This window comes from Phaeobacter sp. S60 (assembly GCF_000826845.1).
Lineage (GTDB): Bacteria > Pseudomonadota > Alphaproteobacteria > Rhodobacterales > Rhodobacteraceae > Phaeobacter > Phaeobacter piscinae.
This window is the reverse complement of sequence record NZ_JSWJ01000029.1, coordinates 1-18,136: the sequence shown is the minus strand read 5'-3', so window position 1 is coordinate 18,136 and position 18,136 is coordinate 1. Positions and strand designations below refer to the sequence as shown.

Here is an 18,136-nt window from a genome sequence, read left to right as displayed (position 1 = left end):
GTTAGTCTTCTTCCGCCCGGAAGCGTTCATGGCATGCGGAACAGACCTGTGTCGTCATCGCGAATGCCGCGTCGGCGGGCATTTCGGCAATGGCGGCAGCATCCATCATGCCGCCGCTGCCCATCATCGTGCTCCCGCCCATCATGGTTGTATCGCTTCCCATCATGGATCCGCCGCCCATCATCGAGGCGCCATCCGTGGAGGTATTGCCGCCCATGCCGCCTAGCCCATTGTCGGCTGCGCGTTTCAGGCCTTCAGAGTATTCTTCCAGCTGATTTGCCAGTGCTGCGAAGCGGTCCCAATCGGTCCACACTTCGTCTTTGGCTTCCGAGGGCATGCCACCTGTGCCCTCTGGGAACAGCTTTGTCATGCTCTCACCGGCGTGCTGCTGGAACAGGCGCGCTGCATCGCCCACTATTTCTGCGTCATAGGCCGTTTCGCCCCGCATCATCGGGGCTACGGTTTTGACTGCCTTTCCCATGGCGGCCATGGCATCCATGCGTTCCTTTACGATGCCCGTGGCACCGCTATGCGCAAATGCCGCGACCGCGGTTCCTGCAATCAACACTGCCGCTGCGATAGTCGTCTTTTTCATGTCTTCGATCCTTTAATGGGTCTGCTCTAAGAGGGGTGTGAAATCAGACCCACTTCCGTGGGGGTGGAGGATCGCTGTCGGGGCGCAATTCGGTTCGTTGGGTCGCGCCGTCTTGCATGACGGCGTTCATAAAATGAGGCTCGTAAACCACCGTTTCTGGGAACAACAACGCTGCCGGAACAGAACAGTCGAGTCCCGGATGACAGTGACCAGAGGTCTCGCTCGTAGATGGCCCCACATTTTCATGACTGTGTGATTCTTGCGCCAAAGACGCTCTATCATGGAACGCTGGTGCCTCAGGGACACCGAGAACCACAAGGAACAGGCCAAAAACGATCGACAGGATCCATCTGTTCGTCTTCGACCAACGCATCAGTTGATCCCGTTGGCCCGCTGTAGTTCTCGGACATAGGCAGCCACCATCTTGACGTCTCCTTGGGTCAGCCCCTCGATCTTGGGCATATTACCGGGGAGTGGACAAAACATGGGGGTCATCTTCGTCGTTGCGGCCCGTGCTAAGGTGAGTTCTTTGCGTGTGGGGCTGCCATGGACGTACGGATTACAATCGAAACTACCTTCGACAACGGGGAGAAGCGCACTCATCAGCTTGACGGCATTTCACGACCCTACCGGGTGACCTGTCCAGACGGGATCGGGTTGCGCCTCGAGGATGGGAAGAGGGTTGTCGAACAGATTCAGCGGGCAATTCTTTGCGATCAGGTTGAGGAAATCATCCGAGAAAGCCGCGTATGCCCGGATTGCGCCTCGGTTCGTGCCATTCATGACTATCGCACGCGCGATCTCGACACGCTCTTTGGGCGGGTTCGGGTCAAAGCCGCGCGCTTGCGCCGCTGTTCGTGTGATGCCAGGTCAGCGGCGATGCCCGGCGGACCTATTTCTCCGCTGGCCTATTTCTTTCCTGACCGGGCTACCCCGGAGCTGCAGCGGCTCCATGCGGAACTCGGGTCCCGGCATTCCTTTCGCGAAGCCGCGCGGCTGATGAAAAGCTTCCTCCCCTGCCATCCGCCCCATCACACCACGGTGCGTGACCGGTTGGGAAGAGTAGCCGCGGGGCTCGAGAAAAGTCGAAGGGCATCAGGCGATCCCGCTGAAGCACTTCCCAAAGGGGGTTTGACGGTTTTTCTGGACGGTGCGCATATCCGCTGTCGACCGGAGTATCAGCAGCGACACCTGGATCTTGTGGTCGGCAAGATTGAAAGTCGCAATATGTGCCGACGATTTGGCTTGGTCGCCAATGCGACGGCATCGCCAGGCAGCCGGATGCGAGAAGAGCTGTCAGACTTTGGATGGAAGCCGGGCCGTCTGTTGACGGTAATCTCTGATGGCGAGCTTGCTCTCCCGAACCTCATACGGAATGCCATGGGTGGCGACGGCCAGGTGAAGCATATCCTCGACTGGTGGCACATCTCGATGCGTATTCGACATGTCGAGGCCGCCGTTCAGGGTCTGGTCCAGATACCGGGATTCACTGGAATTCCGGTGCTGTTCCAGCGCCCCGCGAAAAGCCTTCGCTGGTGGCTGTGGCATGGCAGAGCACGGGTCGCGGAAACTTATCTGAAAGGGCTCATGCACGATTGCACCCGCCTTGCGGAAGAACCTTTGGCTGTCCGCACCGCTGCCGCTCGTGTGCAGGCCCGATGCGGGACACTGTACACCTATCTCGCGAACAACATGGAATCTCTTGTCGACTATGGCCGACGGTACCGTAACGGGCTGCCCATCTCGTCATCTCGTGCCGAAGGATCAGTCGATGACATTGCCAATGCCCGCATGGGAAAGCGCAGAAGGATGCGGTGGTCGCCCAAAGGGGCTCACCGAGTAGCCGTCACAAGGGCCGCAGTTCTCGATGGTCGGCTGACCGTCGCAAACAGAAAACGCGCCGCATGACCCCCATGTTTTGTCCACTCCCTCCTTGTCGGCGAGATCGCGATCTACGATGCGGTGCATGATACAGACGAAATGGGCTCACGTTTCGATACGATCCCCATTCCACGATGGGCGTATGACGAGGAGTTCGCGACGCTTCTCGACAGCCTGGAAGCCAGTCTGCCGCTCGCCGACACCTCCGATCTGTCGCGCGAACCCTTGGTGTCGCGTTGCCCTTAAATCGGCTCTGCCTCACTTTGTGTGGCGGAACGGTAGCATTCTCGCCCGCAACAATTCTGGACCGGCTCGGCCGTACATGGCGCGCTTGAGGGTCTTCAGACGATTGATCTGACCTTCGGCCTGGCCGTTGCTCCAGGGCATCTCGATGGCGTTTTTGACCGCATCGAGGTCCCGATTCAAGGTGCGGGCAAAGCGCACGATTGGCGCCAAGTCGGTTTCAATCGCGTCGTCAATCCATGCAGGGAGCGGGTCTGCCACGCGACCTCGCAGGATGCCATTGAACCGCATGGCGAGGCTGCGCATCGTTGCGAAGGCCGGAGAGCCGGTCTTGAGCGCGTCGACTTTCCGCGCCTGATCCGCGGTGAGCTTGCCGCGAGGTTTGATGCACAGCGCGGCCGCAATGACCGGGGAGATCGCGTGCCCAGTTTCGGGGTCCCGGACTGGCTTAAGGATTTCGTGCTCTACCTTGGGGTCGCTCGCTTGCTGTTCGGCTCTGCGCCAACCCGCCAGCAGCCGCTGCAAATGCGACTGACTCCCCTCGTAACCACGCTCTTGGATCATACGGAACAGGGCGCTGCCAGTTCGAATGCCCTCCTTCCAGCTTTGGCTCAGGAACCCTTCAAAGTACCACGGCGAAGTCGGTTTCAAAGCTGCCCGCTTGCGGTCCGGTGGTGTCTCGAACTGCAGCCATTTCGCGATGCTGCGACGCGGGAACCCTGTTCGCCGCCCGATCTCGCTGCAGGAAAGCCCCTGATTTCGGAGCGCATGGATGGTGGTGAAAATCTCTTCCCGAGACGTCCTGTGCGCAAGGCGGGACTTCAGAAGGCTTCCGGCTGCGGTAATGTTGTCAGCGTCGGACAACAGCGCTCTGCCGGTCGCACGGCCGTGAAGGTTCATTTGCTCCTCGATGGCCTGCCGCAGGTTCTGCACGATATGGAACCGATCAGCGACCTGCTTCGCCTGCGGTGCCCCTTGCCGTGCAGCCTGGGCGTAGAGGCCGCACCGATCTCTGCTGATCACTTCCACATCGGGGTGTCGCTTCAGCCAGTTGGTGCAAGTGACGACATCTCGATCCTCGAGAACATCGATGACCACGCGACGCTCCAGGTCCACAATGATCGTGCCGTAGGTTTGCGACTTCCGCCAGCTCCAGTCGTCGATCCCGATGACTGTTGGCGGCTCGGCGGTGCCTTGAGCACGCTTCTTCAGATGCCTGAGCACCGTGTCATCGCTGACCCCAAGTCCCAATCGGTGCAAGAGCCGCTCGGCAGGTCGCCCGCCTGCCGCATGCCCAAGATGGCTGACAATCTCCCCGACACGCGACGTACGACGTGCAAAAGGACGCGCAATCCATGCGATCTGGTCCGAGAAAGTCCGACGTGGGCAAGCGGGTGCCTGACATCGCCAACGGCAAACCGCGAGATCAACCGTTACCTCGTCTCCATGGGCGGGATAATCCTGCAGCCGCCGACGCCGCCAACCGTGACGACGTCGCGAATGCAATCCACAGTCTGGGCAGATGCCGCTTGGTGTCAGACTGCCCGATACAATCCACCCGCCGGATTCACTTCGATCAACGCTTTGAACGGCAACATCGCTCCCGGGCGACCAGTGCTTCTTCGAAATCACAACTATCCCTCCTGAATTTTCCAGTTTCAGGATAGTTCCGCCACACAAAGTGAGGCAGAGCCCATTTAAGGGCTACGCGACATATCTGTTTGGAGGCCAGATGCACTTGGACGGGCGGGCGATCGACCAAAAGAGCGCACCAATCAAAACCAGACCGGACAGCAGGCCTACGACCACTAGTATGCCTTGGGCAATCGTCATGAGCGGTGTCCGAACACCTGCGCCTCCTGATGCGCATTGTCGGTCGCTTCGAATTCAAGCGTGGAATGCTCGATTGAGAAACGTTCATGCAGCACCGATTTGACGTTTTCTTTAATTTTGTCGGCCTCACCCATCCGGTCGCGTTCGACAACAATATGGCAGTCCAATGCCGCAGTGTTCTCCTGCATTTGCCACAGGTGGACATGATGCACGTTCACAACGCCATCGACACTCTGGATCGCTCTGACCACGTCATTTCCATCAATATCTGGTGGGCTCCCAAGCATCAGGGTTCGAATTGGGCCCCCTATTTCGGTGAAGGACAGATACAGGATGTAGAGCGCGATGCCGATGGTGATGGCCGGATCCACCCAACGCATATCATAAAGTATAATGAGCGTCCCGCCGACTATGACGGCCACTGAAGCCAACGCGTCCGAAAGGTTGTGGAGAAACAGCGCGCGGATGTTCACGCTCCCCTTCTGCATCGAATAGGTCAGCATTGCGGTCAGCGTGTCGACCACAAGCGCAATTCCACCGAGAATGACGACGGTCCACCCCATGACTTCGGGTGGATCAATCATGCGCATGCCACCTTCGTAGATCAGGTAGAAGCCGATCACGATCAGGGTGGTGTAGTTGATCAGGGCAGCGACGATTTCGACCCGGCCATAGCCGAAAGTCATGCGCTCATCGGCCGGGCGGCGCGCGATCTTGCGCGCGGCGAAGGCAATGACAAGCGAGGCCATATCGGAAAAGTTGTGCAGCGCATCGGCGATAAGTGCTAGACTGCCCGACAATATGCCCCCGACGATTTGCGCAACAGTAAGTAGCCCATTCGCCCAGATCGCGATCGCAACCCGTCGATCCCCAGAATTCGGATCGATATTCGCGTGCCCGTGATCATGCGGCATTGGCAGGCTCCTCATGCGCGTGTGTCGCGCGTCGGTCAGTCTTCAGGCGGCCGCTGCGGAAACCACGTACGCGCGCATTCATCCAGTGGCGTATTATATGACGGTAAAGGGCACCACGCAGCCTTCCAAAGGATTGCTCATGGGACAAATAGAAGGCGTCGGGCGTATCGTACACGCCGAAATCTTGCACGATGCCGGTTTTCTGAATGTAGGTATCTTCTCCGTTCCAGGCGACGGGAGGTGCGCCAAGGCAATCTGTGCCCGCGCCATAACCGCAGAGACTGTCCGTGTCCGAGAACGATCTTTGCAGGACTTCGAAGAAAGCGTCATCCAGGATGAAGCCTTCAAGGTTGATCCAGGCCCCTTGAAATTCGATCTCTACCCACGAATGGAGAATTTCCTCTGGAGCAAGCGGATACACCAACTCTGGGACAACACCGCGCTGCAAGCCTTTGTGGATCGTAAACCCATGCAACCGGCAACGAACGCCAACACCACGCAGCAGCGCCATTAAGAGCGTGCCTTTCGTATTGCACTGCCCGTAGCCGTCGGAAAGTACCTCGGATGCGGGGATGTCGTCAGCTCGATTGTATCCGAACGAGATTTCATTTCGAACGAAATCATAGGCAGCTCCGATCCGATCGTATTCGGATAAGTCGCGCCAGCTGCGGCTCTCTATTAGATGCGCAAGAGGCGCGGCATCAAAATCCAGTAGTTTGGTGGGTGCAAGTAGGGGGTTGGTTATCTGCAACGGAGTCGCTCCTCGAATCGTCTTGGAACAGACTAGTCTCTATAGTTACTGCAGCTTCAACCCCTTCTTTTAGAAACGATCTCTCGCAACTACTTGTCCGTGTGAACTGCTTTGTGGTGTTCACCGTGTGCGTCGCGTAGGATATTGACGCCGCCCCAGGCCGCGATCCCGGCGATAATCACACCGACGACTAGGTCGGGCCAGTTCGTTCCCAGCCAGGCAACGAGGCCACCTGCGACCACGATTCCGAGGTTTGCCGCAAAGTCGTTCCAGCTGAAAGTATTGGCCGCGCGGATGTTGACGTCCGGATCTTTGAGCCGAGCGAGCAACCAGACACAAACTGAGTTGATGGCCGCCGCGCTCAGCGCCATGACGATCATAACGGTGCCAAGGGGATCCGACCCACCGACATAGCGGCGCCAAGCATCATAAAGGATCCCGATGGCGAACACGATCAGCAAGCAGCCCGAGACATTCGCCGCACCACGTTTCCATTTCGCAGACCGCGACAATGCAAACAGACTGATTGCGTAGACCAAGCTGTCTGAAAGGTTGTCGAGCCCGTTTGCGATCAGGGCACTGGAATCCCCGAAGGCCCCGGTCGCAAAAAAGGCCATGGCAAGACCCACGTTTAGACCGAGAACAATCCAAAGGGTGCGTCTTTCGCTTGCTCCTTTTCCTGCAGTCATACTTCCCATTCCGCTTGGTCGACTATGATCCTTCAACCTCTCGGGCAGATCAGAGTTCCGGATTGATTAATAATGGTCAGTTCCATTTACGACCGCCGGGAGCTGTCAGTCAGGCGTCTCAACCAAAGTAGAGTATAGCCCTTTTTATGGGGCGATGAGATCGCGATTTGAGACGGTTTCAAGTTCAAACCATAAAGTTCAATTGGTTCATGGCGCGGCCAGTATTATAGCTGCGCCGAGCAAGCAAACGGCTGTGCCAAGCGTATCCCACCTGTCCGGTCTGTGACCCTCTGCAAGCCACATCCACAGTATCGAAGCCGCAATGTAGACTCCGCCATAGGCGGCAAACGCGCGGCCCGCAGCAACCGTTTCGACTTGCGCCAGAAGCCACCCGAATACCACCAAGGCTACAATACCGGGTACGAGCCAGGCCGCGGATGCGCCGAGGCGCCACCAACTCCAGATCGCGAAACACCCGGCGATCTCGGCCAAGGCCGCAAGCGGATAGGCAAGCGCGGCAGGCATCTCAGGCACCGATCTCGTCGTGTTCGGTCAAACATTCGGAATGATCCCGCAACACCTCAAGCACCTTGCAATCGGCGGTACGTCCACCGCTGCATTCGTGAACCATGCGTTTCAGTTCGGTGCGCAGCGCCTTCAGACGGGCCATGCGCTGCTCCACCTGCTTTAGCTGGCGACGCGCAATCGCGTCGACTTCTTCGCAGGGCCGATTGGGCTGGTCGCTGAGGTCGAGCAGCTCGCGGATCGCATCAAGCGAGAAGCCGAGTTGTCGCGAATGGCGGATGAAGGACAGTCGGTCGAGCTGTGCATTGTCATAGCGCCTCTGTCCGCCTTCAGTCCGGCCAGGTTCGGGCATGAGCCCGATCTGCTCGTAGTACCGAATGGTCTGCACCTTTGTGCCGGTCTTCTTTGACAGAGTGCCGATCGTGAGCATCTTCGCCTCCATGAAAAGTTACAGTCTGTGTAGGTTTTGCCGCCTCAATAGACAAGTGCCGGATTCACAGACGCGTGAGTTTAAGCCACAACGTGATTTCGCGCTTGAACCTCTAGTAGCTAGAGGATGTAAACGCGACAATAATCAAGAATCAAAATCAGGCGCGCAGGTTTGTCCCTTACATCGGCACAGAAATTTCTTTGGGTTTTGGCAGGCGTCGCGTCGCTTGCCTTCGTATGGCTTTTGCTCTGGTCGGACTATCGCGCTGACCGCGCCCGAACCGACAACGATCCAGCGTTTGTCGCTGCATTCGAATTGACGGACCACCAAGGTGTGGTTCGCACGGAAGAAGACTTTTCGGGGCGTTGGATGTTGGTATTTTTCGGCTTCAGCAACTGCCCCGATGTCTGCCCGACGACACTGTCTGAGGTCGCGGCGGTGATGGACGGTCTGGGCGACAATGCCGCGAGGGTCCAGCCGATTTTCATAACCATCGACCCCGAACGGGACACGCCCATGGCACTCGCCGAATTCGTTCCGCTGTTCGATGCGAACATCATCGGGCTGACAGGTACGCCCGAACAGATCGCCGCTACATCCGAAACGTTTCCGATCTTCTTTGAACGCATCGAAGAGGCTACAGCTCCGGATGGCTACACAATGGGCCACACGTCACATCTGTTTCTATTCGATCCCGAGGCAGGCTTTGCAGACTCATGGCCCTATGGCACGTCCGCTGAAGAGATTCTCGCCGATCTGGAAGAGAGGATCTGACCGACATGAACCGCGTACCCGCAGAAACCGCCCTCGGGCTGGCATGGATCGTTGCCCTCGTCGCCTCGCTTGCTGTACTTTTCATCGGCGAAGTGATGGGGCAGACACCCTGCGTGCTGTGCTGGTTCCAGCGCGCCTTCATGTTCCCGCTCGCGATCATTCTCGGCCTCGGCCTTTGGTGGCGAGACGGCAGCGTCGGGCGCTATGGCATCGCTCTGGCGCTTGGTGGTGGCGTGGTCGCCCTGTGGCACATGGGCCTCTACGCGGGCCTGATCCCCGAACGCATCCAGCCCTGCACGGCCACCGGCCCCTCTTGCACCGATGATAACCAATTGGTCTTCGGCATTCCGATCCCGCTGATGGCGCTGGTCGCCTTCGCACTGATCGGGTTCCTGTCGGCACTTTCATTGAAGGAAACACAAACATGAATCGACGCGGCTTAATCCTGTCCGTTCTCGCCCTCGGCGTTGCCGGTTTCGGCGGAGCCACTTGGTACGCGACTCGCCCCGGCCCCGCGGCCGAAGCAAAAACCGTTGCGCCGGAACTCGCGGACGCGATGATCCGCTCTTACTCGCCCATCCTCGGACCTGCCGACGCGCCCGTCACGATTGTCGAATTCTTTGACCCGGCCTGCGAGGCTTGCCGCGCCTTCCATCCGATCGTGAAGGACATCATGGCACAGCATGGAGATGCCGTCCGCGTCGTTGTCCGCTACACCGCGTTTCATGGCGAGGCATCCGAGGAAGCGATCCGCGTGCTCGAGGCAGCACGCATGCAAGGCGTTTACGAGCCGGTGCTCGAAGCCGTTCTGCGGGATCAGCCGAGATGGGCGTCGCACGGCGCGCCTGAGCCCGGTCTGATCCTCCAGATCGCCGCCACTGCCGGACTCGATGCAGAGGCCGCGCGCACGCAAATGCTGGCACCGGATGTCGTTGCGATCCTGAATCAGGATCGTGCGGACGTCGAAACCGTGGGAGTTCGCCAGACTCCTACTTTCTTTGTAAACGGCAAGTCGCTCGATCCATTCGGGGAGGCAGAACTGCGTCGATTAGTGGCCGCGGAAGTTGCCGCCGTGCAAAGCTGAATGGAAAAGGCAGGACCAAAACGATGAAAAAGATTATTATGACGGGCACACTGGCCGCGCTCTTGACCTTTGGAGGGCTCTCAGTACCCGCACTAGCCGGACCCGTGGATGTCGTCGTCGAAAGCGCCTGGTCCCGCGCCTCCATAGGGATGAACCGCCCCGGGGCCGTCTACATGACGATCCGCAACACTGGCGACGAGCCGGTGACGCTGATTGGTCTTTCAACACCCCTCGCGATGATGCCCGAGATCCACGAGACGAAGACCAATGCCGAAGGTGTGAGTTCCATGAGCGCGGCAGGTGAGATCGCGATCGCCCCGGGCGAGAGCGTCGCGCTTGAGCCGGGCGGCCTCCACGCGATGTTGATGCGGCTACAACAACCCATGACGGAAGGGGAAACCTTTCCGCTGACCCTACTTTTTGTCGACGGGGGCGAGGTGACAGTCGAGGTGCCGATCCTTGGCATCGCCGCACGCGGACCGGAAGACTAATGCGACGAAGGACGATCGCAGGATACGGCGCGGCCGGTGCCGGTGCAATTGCCTTGACGCTCTTCGTCGGTTGGTGGCGGGTCGACGGACCCGGTGCGCCCGAACCTATTGAGCAGCGGCCTATGGCTCTGACCGAGATGGATTTCCGCCTGACTGACCATGAAGGCAACGAGGTCGGGCCGGAAACCCTGATCGGGCGACCGACGATGGCGTTCTTCGGTTTCACTTACTGCCCCGATGTCTGCCCGACCACGCTCTCGGACATTTCAGGTTGGCTCGACGATTTAGGAGACGAAGCCAAACAGCTGAACGTGGTTTTCATCACGGTCGATCCCGAGCGCGATACCGTCGAGGCGATGGCAGAATATGTCAGTTATTTCCACCCAGCGATCCGCGGCTGGACGGGACCGGAGGGGCAGATTGCGCGCATCGCGGACGGCTTCCGCGCTGCCTACGAGCGGGTGCCCACGGAAGGCGGCGACTACACGATGAACCACACGGCCAGCGTCTTCCTGTTCGGTGCCGCTGGACGGTTCGTCACCATGATTGACTATCATGAACCGAGGGAATTCGCGGTACCGAAGATCCGCCGCGCGTTGGAAGAAGAAACGGAGGGAGCGACATGAGGCTCAGAACTTTTGCGGCAGGTGTCGCGCTTGCGGGGACCGTTTCGGGGGCGGCTATCGCATTCTTCGATGTTCTGTCGAAAGAACCCGTGCCGCCAGAACTTGCCCAGGCAGGTAGCTGGATGCCCCAGCGTCCTGAAGCTCCCCGGAGCCTGGATATTCCGTTGTCGCTGCCAGCTACGGCGTGGGCGGAAGATACACCCCGCCTCGGCCCCTTGCCCCTGCTGCAGGCCGCTGTTGTTGACAGGCCGATGCAGGCGATCGAACCGCCCCTGTTGACTTGGTCTCGCGACATATCTTCTGGTGAAACGCTCGACTCCTTGCTTTCCGAAGCCGGTCTTGCGGGAGCCGACCGGGCGGAAGTCGCCCTTGCGCTTGGCGCGGAATACGATCTGCGACGGTTGCGGCCGGGGAATTCGGTCACTGTTGTTTCGACTATGGATGGCAGCCCCCGCACCGTCTCGCTCGCCGTCGAGGACGGGGTGCGGATCGAGGTGCTTTTTGGCGAGCAGGTGTCCACGCAGGTCGTGGCGCCGGATCCGGAGATCGTAACCCTTGCTGGGGAGGCCGTGATCGACACCTCGATCTTCGCGGCACTCGACAATGCCGGCATCCCCGCCCGATTTGCCGTGGACCTTGCGCAAATGCTGGGTGGAACCGTGGATTTCCGCCGTGAGATGGCTGGAGGCGAGACACTAAGGCTTCTCTGGCGCGAGACGCGCGTCGGCGATGACAAGATCGGACAGCCGGACCTCGCCTTCGCCGCACTGGAAATCGGCGATTCGCTTTACGAGATCGTTTGGCCGGACGACGGCAGCGGTCAGGCGACGATCTACGTCGATGGCGAGGTGCTTCGCGTCTTTGCACAGCCGGTCGAGGGCGCGCGCCTCAGCTCGGTGTTCGGGCGCCGCACACATCCGGTCTACGGAAACGTCCGGATGCACACCGGCGTCGATTTTGCCGCGGCAAGCGGGACGCCGGTACGGACGACGGCACCGGGCCGGGTCAGCTTCATCGGCTGGCGAGGCGGCTATGGACGCGTGGTCGAAATCTCCCACGGCTCCGAGACCATGACGCGCTACGCGCATCTCAGCGCCGTGCCGGAGGGCCTATCACAGGGCCAACGCGTGGCGGCGGGAGATGTGATCGGCCGCGTTGGCGCAACCGGCACAGCGACAGGTCCCAACCTGCACTACGAAGTCCTCGTAGATGGGCGTCCGACTGACCCTCTCTCTGACGACCGGCTCGCAGAAGCCGCAGAGAAAGAGGTGGATGATACCGCCGCGCTGTTGCGTCTGACCGAGGCGCGCGCGCTTCTGACTGAAAACCTTGACAGCGAAATTGCCCAGACGACAACCGAAAGGCTCTGACCCATGAAACGCATGACCCAAGCTCTGACCATCGCGCTCGCCCTGTTCCCGGCGGCCCAGGCCCTCGCAGAGGCAACAGCGATAGACGTCCGCAAGACCAACGGATGCGGCTGCTGCCTGTCCTGGATGAACCATCTCGAGGAAAACGGATTCGCGCCGACGGGCGAGAACATGTTTGGCGGGTCGCTGGTTCGTTTCAAGCTCGACAACGGCGTGCCGCAGCGCATGGTCTCCTGCCATACCGCGCTCATAGAGGGCTACGTGATTGAAGGCCATGTCCCGGCCGCTGATATCCGCCGCCTTCTTGAGGAACGCCCGGACGCCGTCGGCCTCGCCGTTCCGGGAATGCCCTATGGCTCGCCCGGCATGGGGCCGGAAGAAAACCGTGAAGCTTATGATGTCTTCCTCATCCGCGAGGACGGGTCGACCGAAGTCTTTTCAAGCTACGCCGAAGGATAATCTGGCCCGCTTATGGAAAACCTGTCTCCGATAATGCTCGGCTTTCTCGGAAGCCTTGCCGCCGGATCGCTCACGGCAGTCGGAGCAATTCCCGTGCTGTTCGGGCGCATCCCGTCGCGGGCGACGCGCGATCTGTCGCTCGGCTTCGCTGCCGGCGTCATGCTCTCAGCCTCGTTCTTTTCTCTGATCATCCCGGCATTGGATGCGGCGGAGCCGATGTTCGAAAACGGCGCGATGCCTGCGGCCATCGTTTGCGTCTCGATCCTTTTGGGCATGGGGGCCGTTGCATTGATGAATGAAAGGCTGCCGCACGAGCATTTCAGAACGGGACGCGAAGGGCCCGAAGCGGCGTCCTTACGGCGGGTCTGGCTGTTCATCATCGCGATCACGATCCACAACTTCCCCGAAGGCCTCGCGGTCGGAGTTGGCTTCGGTTCCGGAGGTATGGAGGGCGGTCTGCCACTCGCTATCGGCATCGGGCTTCAGAATGCGCCTGAAGGGCTGGCCGTCGCGGTATCCCTGTTGGGCGAAGGATATCCGAAGCTGCGCGCATGGGGCATCGCCGCGCTAACGGGCATGGTCGAGCCGATTGGCGGTTTGCTCGGGGCGGGCATCATCACACTGTCGGAACCGCTGCTGCCATGGGGCTTGGCCTTTGCCGCAGGCGCCATGCTCTATGTCATCAGCCACGAAATCATCCCCGAAACCCATCGCAGCGGCCATCAGAACAAGGCAACGCTCGGCTTGGCCGTCGGGCTCGTTTTGATGCTTTTTCTCGATGTTTGGTTGGGGTGACGCAATGCCAGTGCATAAACTATCTCCGGTGATCGGTATTTTTGCGGCGCTTACCGCTTTCGTAATCGATCAGATCACAAAAGCCATTGTTGTGGCGAATGCGGCCTCCTTAAGCACTGGAATCGCCGTGTTTCCAGGTTTTAACCTTGTCTTTTATCGCAATGATGGCGTCACTTTCGGACTACTTGGCGGCGCACCATGGTGGAGCCTCATAGCTCTCGCTCTTGCCATCTGCGGCTGGCTGGGGGTTATGCTGTTTCGCGCCGAAAATGCGGTTGAAACGCTCGCTTACGGAGCGATCATCGGTGGGGCCTTGGGCAATGTCTTTGATCGTGTGCGGTATCGGGCTGTAACGGACTTCCTGGATTTCTACATCAACTCAACGCATTGGCCTGCCTTCAACATGGCCGATGTGTTTGTCGTCAGTGGCGTGGGGCTCTTGCTCGCCGCACCCTGGATCAGTGCGCGGCGTCCGATCAAGTCGTGAAGCCGGTAATTCTGAACTGCTTCGCTCTGCGCAAACGTCTGCTCTCGCGGATGACGCTTGGTTTCGCCGCCGGGGCGCTGACCGTTCTAACCTTCCCGCCTTTCTCGATTCTCCTGCTTGTTCCCGTTGCCTATTCTGCGTTGTTTGTCGGTCTTCGCGACCTCTCCTTCGGGCGTGCTTTTCTCGTCGGCTGGGCGTTTGGTCTCGGCCAGTTCGGTTTCGGGATTTCGTGGATCGCGGAAAGTTTCTACGTCGAGGCCGAGCGTTTCGGGGCGCTGGCGATCCCGGCCGTCGCGGGATTGTCCGCAGGTCTCGCGATTTTCCCGGCCATTGCCGCCGTGCTCTTCGTCGAAATCGCGCGGCGCGGAGCCATGGGCAGTCTCCTGGCCTGCCTCCTGTTCGCGACCTCATGGACCGCGGCCGAGTGGTTGCGCGGTCACGTTCTGACAGGTTTTCCGTGGAACCTCGCCGGCTACGCTCTTGTTGATTACGCCGCCCTTCGCCAGCCCGCCGCCTGGGTGGGAAGTTATGGGCTAAGCTTTCTCACCGTGTTCGTAGCGGCACTCCCCGGCGCGGCTCTCATGGCGGTCGGGCGACAACGATTGATCATCTCGCTCATGCCGCTGGCCGGCATCGTAACGATGTGGGCCATCGGCACGCTTCGCCTCCAGTCGGATGCACCACAGCCACCGGATGTCGACCTGCGCATCGTTCAGGGCAACGTACCCCAAGAGGAGAAATGGGCGCCCGAGAACCGCGAGGCGACCTTCGCGCGCTATATCGAGCTTTCAACCCAGCCCGGCGATTTCGACGTTCTTCTCTGGCCGGAAACTGCCTTTCCCGGTTTCCTCGATGAGGATGCCCAGGCGCGATCCCGTATCGCGGCTGCGCTTCCGGACGGCAGCGTGCTGCTCACCGGAGTGCCGGACCGTGTACCGAGTGAGGATGGCACCCGATATTTCAACACCGTCCAGGCTTTTGACGATAACAGTGAGATCCTGACCGGATACGCGAAACACCATCTCGTGCCCTTTGGCGAATACACTCCATTCCGCGGCTGGTTGCCGATCGAGCGGCTGACAGCGGGGCTGGGCGATTTTACGCCTGGACCGGGCCTGCGAACGCTTGCGCTTCCGGGTGTGCCGCTGGTCGCCGTGGCGATCTGCTATGAGATCATCTTCCCAGGCCATGTGGTCGACGACCTGTTCCGACCCGACTGGATTTTTAACGCGACAAACGATGCCTGGTTTGGAACCAGCATCGGACCCGAGCAGCATCTGGCTTCCGCACGTATGCGCGCCGTAGAGGAAGGCCTTCCTGTCATCCGAGCCGCGAATACGGGCATCTCTGCCGTCATCGACGCGAACGGAGAGATCGTTGCGCGGCTCGATACCGGGGAAAGGGGCATAGTCGACGCTGATCTTCCCTCTGCGCGGCCGCCTACGCCATATGCGCTTTTTGGGGACTGGATGTTGCTGGCGCTCATCTTGGCTTCGTGGAGCTGGGCTCTGGCGGCCAATGCGACGGCTAACTACCGCCGCATGAGAAAGACCGTCATGCATAGATGTGGATAGGCGTTCCGTCCTTCACCATTGCATAGATGTCCTCGATCTGCCGATCTGTGACCGCGATGCAGCCAGCTGTCCAGTCGCGGATGTCCGTCGGGTCGATGCCGGGGCGTGGACCACCATGGATGAAGATGTCGCCGCCGGGGGAAAGGCCCTGCGCTTCGGCAAAGGCGATGTCGGCCTCATTCGGATAAGAGATGCCAACTGAAAGATGATACGTACTTTCAGGGTTGCGCTTATCGACTATGTAGGTGCCCTCCGGGGTCCGACCGTCTCCCTCGAATTGCTTGTGACCCTGAGGAGCGAAGCCCAGCCCGATCGGATAGGTTTGCAGCACGCGATCGGATCCGTCGAGAACAAGCAAACGCTGTCCCTTGTAGAGCCGAAGTCGCGTCACTTCGGGTCCGTCATAGCTGCGGAACTTGCCGGCACAGCCCGACAAAAAGGCCGCTAAGCCACCCAACAGGACGGCGCGGCGGGGAAATCGGATGGTTTTCACTGCTCGATGCCTCTTTCGTGAGGTCTGATATGGAAATAATGTTACCTTGCAAATGCCGCGTGATCAATGTCCGTGGGCAAGCGCGGCCTTTGCGATCTGTGGCCCAACCTGCTCGCCACCGGACGGCGGTGCCTTGGCCTCTTGGCTGTTGAGCAGGCGCAGGGCGTTCGCCACCACCAGCAATGACACACCCACGTCGGCTGCAATAGCGCCCCACATCGATGCCATTCCGAACGCGGTAGCGACAACGAAAACTCCCTTGGTCGCCAAGGAAATACCGATGTTCTGATGGATAATCGACATTGTCCGGCGCGAATGACCGATCAGCCAAGGCACCTTGCCGAGGTCGTCGGTCATAAGGGCAATGTCCGCCGTCTCGATTGCCGCGTCAGAACCAACCGCACCCATCGCGATGGCATAATGCGCGCGCGCCATTGCGGGTGCATCGTTCACCCCGTCGCCGATCATGGCAACCATGTCGTGAGTTTTGACCAGGTCTTCGATGGCTGTCACCTTGTCTTCGGGCAGAAGCTCAGCGCGCACCTCGTCGATACCGACCTCGGCGGCAACGGCGCGCGCTGTTCGCTCGTTGTCACCGGTCAGCATGACGATGGTCTTCACGCCCTGCGCGTGAAGTTGCGCCACGATGCCCTTGGCATCAGGGCGGATGCGATCGCGCAGTTCAAGAATGCCCGTCACACCGGATTCATCGCCGACAGCGACAAGGGTGCTGCCGGCGCCTTCGATCCGCTCCCGCAGATCCTTCGGAATGGCGTCGCCGAAACCCTTCTCCTCGGCAAACCGGTCCGACCCCAGCCAGATCGACCGTCCGTCAGTGCGTCCTTCAAGTCCCCTGCCGGGAATGGTGCGGGTATCCTCTGCGGCGGACACCTTGACGCCGTCGGCCTCCGCCCGCGCGAGAATGGCACGCGCCAAAGGGTGCGACGAACGTGCCTCCAGTCCTGCGGCGAGGGTCATCAGATCTTGCGCTGAAGCCCCGCCCAGCGGGTGCACCGCCGCCACTTCCGGCTGGCCCATGGTGATTGTGCCGGTCTTGTCCATGGCCAGCGCCGTCGTCCTGCCCGGCGCCTCTACATAGGCACCGCCCTTGATGAGGACGCCCGCCCGCGCCGAAGCGGTGAGCGCTGCGACGATGGAGACAGGGGTCGAGATGACCAGAGCACATGGGCAAGCGATCACCAGCAGCACGAGGGCATTGTAGAACCAGTAATCCCAGGCTCCGCCGAAGATAAGCGGCGGCAGTAGCGCAATTGCGACGGCGAGAGCCATGACGATAGGCGTGTAGATGCGGGCGAACTTTGCCACCCACTGTTCCACGGGCGCGCGGCGGGCATGAGCGTCGCCGACCATGCGGATGATCTTGGCCAAGACGGTATCCGAGGCGGCCTTCGTGGCGCGCACCGTTAGTGTACCTTCGCCGTTGATCGTGCCCGCATAGACCTCGTCTCCGGTCTCTTTGGGTATCAAAGCACTTTCGCCGGTGATCGGCGCCTGGTCGACCGCGCCCGCGCCACCCGTCACCAGGCCGTCGAGCGGGATACGGTCGCCACCGCGTACAATAAAGCTTGAGCCTACGGCGACTTGCGCCGCCGGCATGTCGGTCTCGCTTCCGTCATCGCGGATCACGCGCGCGGTGGGTGGCGCAAGATCCAGGAGCGCCGACACCGCGTTCCGCGCGCGCCCAACGCTCCAGCTTTCGAGAAAGAGGGACAGCGAAAAGAAAAAAGCCACTGTCGCTGCCTCGAAGAATTCACCGAGCCCGATGGCTCCGGCGACTGCGACAACCATCAGCAGGTTCATGTCGGGCGACAGCCGACGTGCGGACGACCATGCCTTCGGTGCCACAAGCCAAACGCCGAATAGGATAGCAACTGCAAAAAGCCCTGCCTCGGCCAGCGGCATCGGCGCTTCGCCGTGCCCCGCGAAGAGGCCGAGCGCCCCGCCCATACCTGTCTCGACGATGTGCCAGAGAAAACCCGCCGCCCAGAAGCCGCCGCTGAGAGCCGTAAACAGCCGCTGTCGTGCAAGATGGGCCGCTTGGTCGACCGACGCGTTCTCGGCATTCCACGGCTTCGCGGTCATGCCGGTGCTCGCGACAAGT

Annotated in this window: 21 protein-coding genes and 1 pseudogene; 12 read left to right on the top strand and 10 right to left on the bottom strand. The window is 60.2% G+C overall.

Annotated elements, in window-relative coordinates; translation table 11 throughout:
• Position 1 precedes the first annotated feature (1 nt).
• Together OO25_RS20560 and OO25_RS22675 are read right to left on the bottom strand one after the other, a co-directional pair.
• Positions 2-595: a cytochrome c gene (locus OO25_RS20560; RefSeq protein WP_040182553.1), complete on the bottom strand. Its 594-nt coding sequence runs from the start codon at positions 593-595 to the stop codon at positions 2-4.
• Positions 596-967: 372 nt separating this feature from the next.
• Positions 968-1,063, bottom strand: a pseudogene (locus OO25_RS22675) (cytochrome c); the annotation flags it as partial.
• Between the two features lie 78 nt (positions 1,064-1,141).
• Here OO25_RS22675 and OO25_RS20555 point away from each other — a divergent pair.
• On the top strand, positions 1,142-2,503 hold the full coding sequence (locus OO25_RS20555; protein WP_040182552.1) for an ISKra4 family transposase: 1,362 nt from the start codon (positions 1,142-1,144) through the stop codon (positions 2,501-2,503).
• A 72-nt stretch (positions 2,504-2,575) separates the two neighbouring features.
• The gene (locus OO25_RS23145) at positions 2,576-2,722 is read left to right on the top strand and encodes a hypothetical protein (RefSeq protein WP_242407088.1); all 147 of its coding nucleotides are present in this window, start codon (positions 2,576-2,578) and stop codon (positions 2,720-2,722) included.
• Positions 2,723-2,734: 12 nt separating this feature from the next.
• Here OO25_RS23145 and OO25_RS20550 read toward each other — a convergent pair whose 3' ends face one another.
• From OO25_RS20550 to OO25_RS20525, 6 genes are all read right to left on the bottom strand, one after another.
• Positions 2,735-4,273: an ISL3 family transposase gene (locus OO25_RS20550; protein WP_082035385.1), complete on the bottom strand. Its 1,539-nt coding sequence runs from the start codon at positions 4,271-4,273 to the stop codon at positions 2,735-2,737.
• Between the two features lie 275 nt (positions 4,274-4,548).
• A complete protein-coding gene (locus tag OO25_RS20545) occupies positions 4,549-5,466 on the bottom strand; it encodes a cation diffusion facilitator family transporter (RefSeq protein WP_027240785.1) in 918 nt (305 codons plus the stop codon).
• Positions 5,456-6,211 carry a transglutaminase family protein gene (locus tag OO25_RS20540; RefSeq protein ID WP_027240784.1) on the bottom strand — a complete coding sequence of 252 codons (756 nt, stop codon included), beginning with the start codon at positions 6,209-6,211 and terminating at the stop codon, positions 5,456-5,458. The genes OO25_RS20545 and OO25_RS20540 overlap by 11 nt, the downstream gene beginning before the upstream one ends.
• A 95-nt stretch (positions 6,212-6,306) precedes the next feature.
• Positions 6,307-6,915: a cation transporter gene (locus tag OO25_RS20535; protein WP_369808880.1), complete on the bottom strand. Its 609-nt coding sequence runs from the start codon at positions 6,913-6,915 to the stop codon at positions 6,307-6,309.
• 198 nt (positions 6,916-7,113) lie between these two features.
• Positions 7,114-7,431, bottom strand: a complete 318-nt coding sequence (locus tag OO25_RS20530; protein ID WP_027238635.1) for a YnfA family protein — start codon at positions 7,429-7,431, stop codon at positions 7,114-7,116.
• 1 nt (position 7,432) lies between these two features.
• Positions 7,433-7,861, bottom strand: coding sequence for a helix-turn-helix domain-containing protein (locus tag OO25_RS20525; RefSeq protein ID WP_027238634.1), 429 nt, complete (start codon positions 7,859-7,861; stop codon positions 7,433-7,435).
• A gap of 207 nt (positions 7,862-8,068) precedes the next feature.
• On the opposite strand from OO25_RS20525, the gene OO25_RS20520 reads away from it, so the two are divergent.
• Genes OO25_RS20520 through lnt form a run of 10 tightly spaced genes read left to right on the top strand, consistent with a single transcriptional unit; the run spans position 8,069 to position 15,521 of the window.
• Complete coding sequence (locus tag OO25_RS20520; protein ID WP_040182672.1) at positions 8,069-8,635, top strand: SCO family protein; 567 nt, start codon at positions 8,069-8,071, stop codon at positions 8,633-8,635.
• Positions 8,636-8,640: 5 nt separating this feature from the next.
• Positions 8,641-9,063: a disulfide bond formation protein B gene (locus OO25_RS20515; protein WP_009807981.1), complete on the top strand. Its 423-nt coding sequence runs from the start codon at positions 8,641-8,643 to the stop codon at positions 9,061-9,063.
• A complete protein-coding gene (locus tag OO25_RS20510) occupies positions 9,060-9,719 on the top strand; it encodes a thioredoxin domain-containing protein (protein ID WP_027238632.1) in 660 nt (219 codons plus the stop codon). The genes OO25_RS20515 and OO25_RS20510 overlap by 4 nt, the downstream gene beginning before the upstream one ends.
• A 23-nt stretch (positions 9,720-9,742) precedes the next feature.
• The gene (locus tag OO25_RS20505) at positions 9,743-10,210 is read left to right on the top strand and encodes a copper chaperone PCu(A)C (protein WP_027238631.1); all 468 of its coding nucleotides are present in this window, start codon (positions 9,743-9,745) and stop codon (positions 10,208-10,210) included.
• Positions 10,210-10,836, top strand: a complete 627-nt coding sequence (locus OO25_RS20500; RefSeq protein ID WP_009807978.1) for an SCO family protein — start codon at positions 10,210-10,212, stop codon at positions 10,834-10,836. The genes OO25_RS20505 and OO25_RS20500 overlap by 1 nt, the downstream gene beginning before the upstream one ends.
• Positions 10,833-12,206 (top strand): M23 family metallopeptidase, encoded by a 1,374-nt coding sequence (locus OO25_RS20495; protein WP_040182544.1) that lies wholly within the window; start codon positions 10,833-10,835, stop codon positions 12,204-12,206. The genes OO25_RS20500 and OO25_RS20495 overlap by 4 nt, the downstream gene beginning before the upstream one ends.
• A 3-nt stretch (positions 12,207-12,209) precedes the next feature.
• The gene (locus OO25_RS20490; protein ID WP_009807976.1) at positions 12,210-12,665 is read left to right on the top strand and encodes a DUF411 domain-containing protein; all 456 of its coding nucleotides are present in this window, start codon (positions 12,210-12,212) and stop codon (positions 12,663-12,665) included.
• A gap of 12 nt (positions 12,666-12,677) precedes the next feature.
• Positions 12,678-13,460 (top strand): ZIP family metal transporter, encoded by a 783-nt coding sequence (locus OO25_RS20485; protein WP_027238629.1) that lies wholly within the window; start codon positions 12,678-12,680, stop codon positions 13,458-13,460.
• Complete coding sequence (gene lspA / locus OO25_RS20480) at positions 13,444-13,947, top strand: signal peptidase II (RefSeq protein WP_197540519.1); 504 nt, start codon at positions 13,444-13,446, stop codon at positions 13,945-13,947. The genes OO25_RS20485 and lspA overlap by 17 nt, the downstream gene beginning before the upstream one ends.
• A gap of 50 nt (positions 13,948-13,997) precedes the next feature.
• Positions 13,998-15,521, top strand: a complete 1,524-nt coding sequence (gene lnt, locus OO25_RS20475; protein ID WP_197540520.1) for an apolipoprotein N-acyltransferase — start codon at positions 13,998-14,000, stop codon at positions 15,519-15,521.
• On the opposite strand, the gene OO25_RS20470 is transcribed toward lnt, so the two are convergent.
• Both OO25_RS20470 and OO25_RS20465 read right to left on the bottom strand, forming a co-directional pair.
• Entirely contained in the window at positions 15,502-16,014 is a 513-nt protein-coding gene (locus OO25_RS20470; RefSeq protein ID WP_036783996.1) for a murein L,D-transpeptidase family protein, read from the bottom strand. The two genes, lnt and OO25_RS20470, sit on opposite strands and share 20 nt — an antisense overlap.
• 63 nt (positions 16,015-16,077) lie before the next feature.
• The coding region (locus OO25_RS20465; RefSeq protein WP_040182533.1) for a cation-translocating P-type ATPase at positions 16,078-18,136 on the bottom strand (2,059 nt) is incomplete at its 5' end.